The following is a 9,223-nucleotide window of genomic DNA, read 5'->3' as shown; positions in this document are numbered from 1 at the left end:
GCAAGCCAGCTCCCACAGTTTGATCGGGTGCGTTCAGTGAGAAACAGGTCGGCTGTCAGGCCGCCTTCGCTGGCAAGCCAGCTCCCACAGTTTGATCGGGTGCGTTCAGTGAGAAACAGGTCGGCTGTCAGGCCGCCTTCGCTGGCAAGCCAGCTCCCACAGTTTGATCGGGTGCGTTCAGTGAGAAACAGGTCGGCTGGCAGGGCGCTATCGCGAGCAGGCTCGCTCCCACAGTTTGAATCGAGTACATCAGCGAGAAACAGGTCGGCTGGCAGGCCGCCTTCGCGAGCAGGCTCGTTCCCACAAAAGCAAAAGTAAAAGCAAAGCAGCGCAGCTGCCCGCGGCGAAGCCGCACCACTCAACAATGAGCGCAAGCTCGAGTGCTCTTGATCTTGATCCACCGGCGACGTCGGAAGGCTGAGTGGAGGGATTGATCCGGGCGTGGGAGCGCAGCGACCGTTCGACGCAGTCGAACACAGCGGAAGGAGGTGCAGCGAAGCAAACCGTAGCCGCTGCGCCCGGATCGATCCCGGAGCGAAGGAACCCGAGCCTGCGAGGGCCGGACGCAGGAGCTAGCGTTTTTTGCTTACTTTTTTAGGCGCTTGTAAAAAAGTAAGTCGCCGTCAGGCGAAACCGCCAGCCGCAGCACCCGAAGCAACGGATATTCACCCAAAACCCCACCAACACGGTCGGCCCAAAGGCCGCCGAGTTCACCCACCCTGAACCTTAGGCTTGGGAAAAAGATTATCGAGAGTCTCCAACAACCTGACGTGATAAATCGGCTTGCGAAACAGATCCAGCACCTGCAACCGCAACATATCGCTGACATCCTCCATATCCGCATGCCCCGACATCACAATCACCGGCAAATGCTCCCGCGACGTATGCTCACGCAACCGCCTGATCAACGACATCCCCGACTCCTCCGGCATGCGCAGATCAGTAATCACCAAAGCAATATCCGGATGCCGGGTCAACAGATGCAACGCCAACTTCACCGACGTCGCGGTATGACAGACAAACCCCTCCCCCTCCAGCAACTCCGCCAACTCCAGCAACGCGTCTTCTTCATCGTCAACCAGAAGCAACTGTTGGCGGTTAGGCGAAGACGCGTTCATAGGCAATACCTGAATGCTGAAGGATTAATCCAGTGTAGTGCGATATCAGCCAGGTGCAGAGTTCATAAAAATCGAAGGGTGCTTAAGGGGTCGGAGCCGGTGCCGGTGCCGCCGGAAGTGCATTCAAAATGCTGTTGAATATCGCCAGGATCCGATCTCCAATCGGCGTAATGAACGCCACGACCACCACAGCCACCATCGCCACCACAATCGCATACTCGATCGCCGAAGCACCCTCTTCGCTACGGGCAAACGCGCGAGCCTTGGCGATCACATAATCAAAAGTCATACGAAACATAGCTCCACTCCTTCGCGCCTCTGGCGCCGACATCACCACCGCGGCAAGGTTCCACCGTGCCACCTGAGCATTGTCAACAAACCCCCGCCCAACAACTGTAAGAACGCATTAATCACAAAGCATTAATCACATCGTTTTTCCGCCGTTTCCGGCTGCTAACTGGCCAGAGTCATACTTTGGTACGGTTATTTCGCCTGTCACTAATGGCGCTTTTGCTTGGATCAGCTAGCTTGGAAATAGCGAAATAGTTGCATGTTCATAGCTGCCGAAGCAGTCCGCCTTTCGCAAGCAAATGCAATCGGTTGTGCAGCAGGAAAGGGAGAGCCGTCAATGAACAGTCGCGTCACCATGGGCCTAGCCGCGTTGCTGTTGCTCGGCGCGGTTTTTGTCGGTTACTGGGGGCTGGTGCTCAGTCGTCAGCCGGCCCCGGTCGCCGAGGCGCCCGTCGCCCCAGCGGTCAGCATTGAACAGACTGTCGCGATTGCCGAAGACCAGACCCGCCAACCGGTAGTAGTGCTGCTCCACGATGTAGCGCCGTTCACGCCGTTGACCGCCGCCGATGTGACCGTGGAAAAACTGCGCAGCGCGCCGGCCGGCAGCCTGACCAGCATCGAACAAGCAGTCGGCCGCACGCCTTGGCGCCACCTCAGCGCCGGCACCTGGCTGAATGACGAAAGCTTCCAGGCTGGCGGTGCGCTGGCGCGGATGATTCGCCGCGACGAGCGCGCACTGACCGTGGCCGTCGATGAAGTGATCGGTGCCGCCGGGCAGTTGCTGCCGGGCGATTACGTTGACGTGCTGCTGTATCTGCGCGAGGACGCGAGCAATCTGCAGCAGTCGGCGCAGATCGCCGTTCCGGCCCTGCGCGTGCTCGGGGTCGGTGATCAGTACGGCCTGACCAACGACGGCCAACCGGCTTCCCCCAACCTCAGCGCCGAAGAAAAACTCAAACAGGACCAGCGCCGCATCGCCGCACGCACCGTGGTGCTGGCGGTGCCGGAACAACTGCTCAGCCGCCTGATGCTTGCCACTCAAGTCGGCACCTTGCGCCTCGCGGTGCGCAGCAGCGAAGAACAGCGGCTGGCCAAATATTGGGCCGGCGAAGCGCAATCGCCCGCGCACCTGGATCGCGCCAACAGCCAGCTCTTCCAGTTTACTCAACTCGCCCTGGGCAGCGCGCAAAGAGCACCTGCCACCGCCAGTGCCGGCGCGGCGCCCAGGCCTGCGGTGGAAATCATTCGCGGCAACCAGATCAGCCAACAAACCCCATGACTGCGCAAGGATTCACGTGCATGCAGAGTCGACTCAGACCGACATTGAAACCGGCGCTCCGGGCCTTGCTGTTGTTGGGATTGACGATGGATACCGCCCTCGCGGCGGTGGGCAATTGCTCGGCACTGCCGCGCCTGCCCTCGGTGATCGAGATCGGTGAAGGCTTCCAGCAAGACATGCAGTCACCGGTGGCAATCACTCGGCTGGCAGTGGGCGACCCGAAAATTGCCGACGTGCATGCCAATGGCGGTTCGTCCTTTTTGCTCACGGGCGTCGGCCCCGGCGCGACCAGCCTGATGGTCTGGACCGCCTGCTCGGCGCAGCCGCAGCAAGCCATGGTCTTCGTCCAGGGCGCGGCGACCACGGCGCTGACCAGCAGCGTGCCGTCGGACGATCCGACCCTGCCATCGCAAGTGCAGACCGACATCCGCTTCGTCGAAGTCAGCCGCACCAAACTCAAGGAAGCCACGGCGTCGCTGATCGGCACGCGCGGCAATTTCCTGTTCGGTTCGCCCGGCACGCTGCCACCGATCGACGGCGTGCCGCAGCCGCGCCTGCCGGTGGATAACTCGCTGTTCAATTTCTCCTGGGTCGGCGGCAAGACTATGGCGATCATCAACGCCCTGGAAACCAGCGGCTTCGCCTACACCTTGGCGCGGCCGAGTCTGGTGGCGTTGAACGGGCAGAGTGCGAGCTTCCTGGCCGGCGGGGAAATCCCGATTCCGGTGCCCAGTTCCGGCAGCGACAGCGTGTCGATCGAGTACAAGGAATTCGGCATCCGCCTGACGCTGACGCCAACCATCATCGGCCGCGACCGCATCGCGCTGAAGGTCGCCCCGGAGGTCAGCGAACTGGATTTTGCCAACGCGGTGAACATCGCCGGCACCACCGTTCCGGCGTTGACCATCCGCCGCACCGACACCAGCGTGTCGCTGGGTGATGGCGAAAGTTTTGTCATCAGCGGTTTGATCAGCACCACCAACAGCTCGCAAGTGAACAAGTTTCCCGGCCTGGGTGACATTCCCATCCTCGGCGCGTTTTTCAAAGGTTCGCAGATCAAACGCGAAGAGCGCGAGCTGCTGATGATCGTCACCCCGCACCTGGTCCAGCCACTGGCGGCGGACGCGCGACTGCCGTCGTTGCCGGGAGAGAAACTGCGCAATTACGACCCGAATTTCTATCGCATGTTCTTCCTCGAGAACGGCAACTTCGACAAGCGCAGCGGGTTGTCGCAATGAACCAGAATCTCAGCCAGACCTTTCTCGCCATCACCCGCAACAGCACCGATCTGGAATGGCTGCAAAGCGCCCTCGCGCCACTCGGCCAGGTGATCAGCGCCGGTGCCGGCAGCCTCGACGAACTGCTCGCGCTGGTCGATGTAACGTTCGCCAATCTGGTCTTCGTCGGTCTCGACCGCGAGCATGTCGTGGCGCAGAGCGCGCTGATCGAAGGTGCGCTGGAAGCCAAGCCGATGCTGGCGATCGTTGCTCTCGGCGACGGTATGGACAATCAGCTTGTGCTCAATGCGATGCGCGCCGGTGCGCGGGATTTTGTCGCCTATGGCTCGCGTTCCAGCGAAGTTGCCGGGCTGGTGCGGCGCCTGAGTAAGCGCTTGCCGGCCGTTGCGCCCAATACCCAGCTCGGCGGGCTTACCGTGATGTACGGCGTGCAGAGCAGTTCCGACGGTGCCTTGCTCGCCAATCACATGGCCATGGTGGTGCAGAAGAGCGGCCAGCAAACCTTGCTGCTCGATCTCGGCCTGCCCCGTGGCGACAGCCTCGCGTTGTTGGGGCTGGAGAGTTCGTTTCACTTCGGCGATGCCCTGCGTCATTTGCGCCGCCTCGACGCGACGCTGATCGACAGCGCATTCACCAGCGCCGACCACGGCCTGCGCATTCTTGCCTATGCCAACACTGACGAACCGCTGGAAACCACCAGCGCCGCCGAGCTGTACATGCTGCTCAGCGCCTTGCGCCAGCACTTCCAGCACATTGTCGTGAACCTCACCGGGCAGGCCGACAGTGAAGCGTTGCGCACCTTCGTCAGCCATTGCGACAAACTGCTCTGGTACACCGACCAGAACGTCCTCAACTGCCGACGCAACCTCGCCGTGCTCAACCAGTGGCGCGAGAAAGGCATGAAACTCGAGCACGGGCGCTTGCTGATCGATCGCTACCTGAACAACGTCGCGCCGGATGCCGAGACCCTGGGCAAGACCTTCAATCTGGAAGTTATCGCCGTGCTGGCCTTCAGTCCCGACGTGCGCCTGAACGCGAAAAATCAGGGCGTCAGCCTTTTCGAACTGGCGCCCCGGGAAAAACTCACCCAGAGCCTGCGCGCCCTCGGCGAGCGTCTGGCCAAGCGTTCCGAAGGTCTGAGCAAACCGAAAGTCACCTGGTTCGATCGTCTGCGAGGCCACTCATGAGCGCAGAAAAACTCTTTGGCGCGACGCCACGCGGAGCGATCGGCAACAGCGATCACGAAGGCCTGAAACTGGTCCTGCACCGCTACATCATCGACGCCATCGAGGAGTCAGGGAAAAACCTGCTGGAAGGTTCACGCCAGCAACTGGCGCAGTTCGTCACCGACAAGGTCGCCGAATACATCGCGCGTTTGCATCTGGCGATCTCGCGCTACGAAATGGAGCGCCTCGGCGAAGAAATTGTCGACGAACTCACCGGTTTCGGCCCACTGGAAGTCCTGCTGCGCGACCCGTCGGTGACGGAGATTCTGGTCAACGGCCCGCACCGGGTGTTCATCGAGCGCGACGGCGTTTTGCATCAGAGCGATCTGCGTTTTATCGATGCGCATCACGTCGAGCGGGTCATGCAGCGCATTCTTGCGCCGCTCGGGCGCCGCCTCGATGAGTCCTCGCCGATGGTCGATGCGCGCCTGCCCGATGGCAGCCGGGTCAACGCGATCATCCCGCCGATCGCCCTCGACGGCCCGTGCCTGTCGATCCGCAAGTTCCGCAAGGACATGCTCAAGAGCACCGACCTGATGGCGATGCAGACCATCGATCTGGCGATTTTCGAATTCCTGCAGAACGCCGTGGGCAGGCGCTGCAACATCCTGATCAGTGGCGGCACCGGCACCGGCAAGACCACGCTGTTGAACATCCTCAGCCAGTTGATCAACCCGCACGAACGGCTGGTGACCATCGAAGACGTCGCCGAACTGCAGCTCGGCCATCCGCATGTGGTGCGTCTGGAAACCCGTCCGCCGAATGCCGAGGGTCATGGCGAGGTCAAGGCCAGCGACCTGATTCGCAACGCCCTGCGCATGCGTCCCGACCGGATCATTCTTGGCGAGATCCGAGGCGTCGAAGTGGTCGACGTGCTCACCGCGATGAACACCGGCCACGACGGTTCGATGAGCACCGTGCATGCCAACAATGCTCAGGACGCGTTGCTGCGTCTGGAGACGTTGGTCGGGCTGACCGGGCGCTCGATCGCCGAACGCACCTTGCGCCAGATGATCTGCGCCGCCCTCGACGTGATCATTCAACTGACACGCATGCCCGACGGTCGGCGCTGCGTCAGTGAAGTGGTGGAAGTGGTCGGCATCCGCGAGGACCTCTACGTCACCAACACCCTGTTCCGCCTCGACCGCCGCACGGGCTTTGGCTTTGTCCGCGAAGCGGTCAACCCGGCCGGCGACAAGCTGCGCCATGACGCTCACCTGGGCTGACCGCGAGGAGCATGCAGATGCTGGGACCGATCATTCTCATCGCCATTTGCCTGATGCTTCTGGGGCTGTCGATCTATCTGTTCCTGCAAGGCCTGCGCAAGACCGCGACGGAGAAAGTCCTCAATCGACTCGCTGCGGGGCAACCGCAATTGGCCGTGGAACAGACGAAATGGGTGGGATTGGAGCGCATGTTTCTGCGTGCAGGACTGGGTCGGCCGAGCGAGCGTTTCGGTCTGTGGCTGAGCCTGTGGGCGGCGGCCATGGGCCTGGGATTTCTGCTCGGGAGCTGGGTTGGTTTGCTGATCATGTTGCTCGTCCCGCCCGTGGCGTTGCGGCTGTACATCGCCATTCGCTACCGGCGGCGCATCCGCCGCATGATCGAACAACTGCCGCAATTGCTCGACCACACCGTGCGCAGTCTCAAGTCCGGGCGCACGCTGAGCGATGCGGTGCTGGGCGGCATCGAGGCCAGTGAAGATCCCTTGAAAGCGGCCATGGGCCGGGTGCAGCGCAACGTGCAACTGGGGGTGAACTTGCCTGACGCCGTCAGCGACTTTGCCGAACTCTACGAGCAGGACGAATTGCGCATGTTCGCCCTCGGCCTGAAGGTCAATCACCGCTACGGCGGCAATGCCAGTGAGCTGCTGGAGAATCTGATCAAACTGATCCGCGAGCGCGACCAGGGCGGGCGGCAGTTGCGCGCGCTGACCGGGGAAACGCGCATGACCGCTTGGGTTTTGGGTTTGCTGCCGTTGATTCTGGTGAGCTACTTCATGCTGACCAATCCCGGCTACATGCTCGGCATGTGGCACGACGAAAGCGGCCAGACCATGCTGCTCAGCGCCGCCGCGTTGCAGGTGCTGGGCAGTCTGGCGCTGTGGCGCATGTTGCGGAGCGTTTGAAATGGTCTGGCTCGCCGCGCTGTTATTGTTCCTCGGTTCGCTGCTATTGCTGGGCAATCACCTGCTCACCGAGCGCCGCCGCGTGCGTCAGGTGCATCAGCGCTTGCATGGCCAATTGGTCCGGGAAAACCGTTTCGGCCATTGGCTGCGCGCACTGGGCAACAGCCGTTTCGGCCGGGGCTCGGTGAGCATCGACAGCGAAACCCAGACCCTGCTCGGCCGCCTCGGCTGGCGCCGCGCCAACGAACGCGCGCTCTTCGCCGCCTGCCAGATCGGCACGCCGCTGCTCGCTCTGGGGCTGGCGATCTTTTTGCAGGAAGTGTTTTTCCCGCAGACCAGCCACCGCTGGATGGCGCCGATGTTCGCCGCAGGCGGCGGCTATCTACTGCCCAAACGCCTGCTCGCCTACGCCGCCGCCCGCCGACAGAAAACCATCGCCGTGGAAATCTCCACGTTCATTCCGCTGCTGCGCATCCTCTTTGAATCCGGCATGGCCGTGGAACAAGCGCTGCGCGTGCTCAGCGTCGAAGCGCAGAAACTGCTGCCGGAGCTGACCAGCGAACTGCGCCTGATCCTCAGCCGCGTCGACTCGGGTCTGGAGCTGGGTCAGGAGCTGAACAAGACCGCGGTGATGCTCGCGGTGGACGAATTCACCGACACCTGCGTGATCCTCCAGCAACTGATCCACCAGGGCGGCGGTGCGATGAAATCACTGCTGGCGCTCAAGCAATTACTGGACGACCGACGCCTGACCCGGCTGCAGGAATACATCTCGAAAATGTCGGCGAAGATGTCGGTGGTGATGATGCTGTTTCTGTTTCCGGCCCTGCTGATCGTACTGGCCGGCCCGGGCTTCACCGCCATTGCCCGCGCGTTCGCAAACTGACCTTGGCTCATGGAGAGCGTTTGATGAAAGTACTGATAGTCATGGCAAGTCTGTTGCTGCTCAGCGGCTGCGCCACGGATGGCCAGGCGCCGTGGACCTCGCTGCTGTCGCCTTCCAGCTGCAGCAAACTCACGTCGGAGCAGGAACTGTCGCTGAACCTCGCCGATGATCTGGCCAGCGACGGCAAGCTCCACGCCAGCCTCGCCAACCTGCAAAGCCTGCCGGACAACCTCAGCGAAGTGCGCCTGCGCAAAGCCAAGGTCTATCGCCTGCTCGGCCGCAGCGAAGCCGAGCCGCTCTACCGCAGCCTGCTCGGCGGCTGCCTCACCGCCCAGGCCGAACACGGCCTGGGCCAGGTCTACGCCGCCCGTGGCGACAACGGCCAGGCCCAGGCCCACCTGCAACGCGCCGCGCGCCTGGCGCCCACCGACGAAAAAATCCGCAATGACCTCGGCGTGGTCTACCTCAACCAACTGCGCCTCAACGAAGCGAAATTCGAGTTCCTCACCGCCATTGAGCTGAGCCAGAACAATCAACTGGCGACGCTGAACATGGTCACCCTGCTGCTCTACCAGAACGACTGGCCGCAAGCTGCGGAAATCGTCAGCCGCTCGAAACTGACCCCGGAACAATTCACCGAAGCGCAGCAACGCGCGGAAAAGCTCAAAGCTCCGACCAACACCAAAGCCACACCCGGCGACCGCGTCGCCGCCTTCATCGACCCGCTACCGCCGACGCTCGAATAGGAGACAGCCATGACCATCCGCAAAGGCCTGTGCTACCTGACCCTGCTCACCCTGCCCCTCACCGCCCAAGCCATCGACACCGGCCCTGCTTCAGCGCAACAACAGGAAACCGAAGGCTGGCTGGTCCTGCAAAGCCGCAACAAAGCCGCCTCGCCGAAATCTCAGAGTGCAACAGCCACCGAACGCGAACTGGCGATGCAGCGCTGGCTGAAGAAATACCAGTACGAGATTCCGGATTTTTACGATCCGGATGCGGGCGGGAAGATCGAGAGCAAGAATTAGTTTGTTGGTGCGCTTAAAGGCCCCTTCGC

11 protein-coding genes are annotated in these 9,223 nt (G+C 61.9%); 8 read left to right on the top strand and 3 right to left on the bottom strand.

Annotation, left to right across the window (positions count from 1 at the left end):
• From F8N49_RS28085 to F8N49_RS21220, 3 genes are all read right to left on the bottom strand, one after another.
• On the bottom strand, positions 1-401 hold a 401-nt coding region (locus tag F8N49_RS28085), incomplete at its 3' end, for a hypothetical protein (RefSeq protein ID WP_218574895.1).
• A 309-nt stretch (positions 402-710) separates the two neighbouring features.
• Positions 711-1,118 carry a response regulator gene (locus tag F8N49_RS21225; protein WP_151552430.1) on the bottom strand — a complete coding sequence of 136 codons (408 nt, stop codon included), beginning with the start codon at positions 1,116-1,118 and terminating at the stop codon, positions 711-713.
• Positions 1,119-1,200: 82 nt separating this feature from the next.
• Positions 1,201-1,407, bottom strand: a complete 207-nt coding sequence (locus F8N49_RS21220; protein WP_122748111.1) for a Flp family type IVb pilin — start codon at positions 1,405-1,407, stop codon at positions 1,201-1,203.
• Between the two features lie 339 nt (positions 1,408-1,746).
• Between F8N49_RS21220 and cpaB the strand changes: the two genes are divergently transcribed.
• Genes cpaB through F8N49_RS21180 form a run of 8 tightly spaced genes read left to right on the top strand, consistent with a single transcriptional unit; the run spans position 1,747 to position 9,194 of the window.
• Positions 1,747-2,688: a Flp pilus assembly protein CpaB gene (gene cpaB, locus F8N49_RS21215; RefSeq protein WP_151552427.1), complete on the top strand. Its 942-nt coding sequence runs from the start codon at positions 1,747-1,749 to the stop codon at positions 2,686-2,688.
• 20 nt (positions 2,689-2,708) lie between these two features.
• Positions 2,709-3,926, top strand: a complete 1,218-nt coding sequence (locus F8N49_RS21210) for a type II and III secretion system protein family protein (protein ID WP_073471824.1) — start codon at positions 2,709-2,711, stop codon at positions 3,924-3,926.
• On the top strand, positions 3,923-5,113 hold the full coding sequence (locus F8N49_RS21205) for a pilus assembly protein (RefSeq protein ID WP_122508649.1): 1,191 nt from the start codon (positions 3,923-3,925) through the stop codon (positions 5,111-5,113). The genes F8N49_RS21210 and F8N49_RS21205 overlap by 4 nt, the downstream gene beginning before the upstream one ends.
• Positions 5,110-6,378 carry a CpaF family protein gene (locus tag F8N49_RS21200; protein WP_151552425.1) on the top strand — a complete coding sequence of 423 codons (1,269 nt, stop codon included), beginning with the start codon at positions 5,110-5,112 and terminating at the stop codon, positions 6,376-6,378. The genes F8N49_RS21205 and F8N49_RS21200 overlap by 4 nt, the downstream gene beginning before the upstream one ends.
• 17 nt (positions 6,379-6,395) lie before the next feature.
• Positions 6,396-7,280: a type II secretion system F family protein gene (locus F8N49_RS21195; protein WP_151552422.1), complete on the top strand. Its 885-nt coding sequence runs from the start codon at positions 6,396-6,398 to the stop codon at positions 7,278-7,280.
• A gap of 1 nt (position 7,281) precedes the next feature.
• Complete coding sequence (locus tag F8N49_RS21190; protein WP_024011441.1) at positions 7,282-8,166, top strand: type II secretion system F family protein; 885 nt, start codon at positions 7,282-7,284, stop codon at positions 8,164-8,166.
• A gap of 23 nt (positions 8,167-8,189) precedes the next feature.
• A complete protein-coding gene (locus F8N49_RS21185; RefSeq protein WP_041480651.1) occupies positions 8,190-8,912 on the top strand; it encodes a lipopolysaccharide assembly protein LapB in 723 nt (240 codons plus the stop codon).
• Between the two features lie 9 nt (positions 8,913-8,921).
• Entirely contained in the window at positions 8,922-9,194 is a 273-nt protein-coding gene (locus F8N49_RS21180; protein WP_151552421.1) for a DUF3613 domain-containing protein, read from the top strand.
• The last annotated feature ends 29 nt before the right edge of the window (positions 9,195-9,223 follow it).

The sequence above is a fragment of the Pseudomonas sp. GXM4 genome, from assembly GCF_008923895.1.
Classification (GTDB): domain Bacteria; phylum Pseudomonadota; class Gammaproteobacteria; order Pseudomonadales; family Pseudomonadaceae; genus Aquipseudomonas; species Aquipseudomonas atacamensis.
Note: the sequence above shows the minus strand (reverse complement) of the source record. Positions and strands in the feature narration are given on the sequence as shown.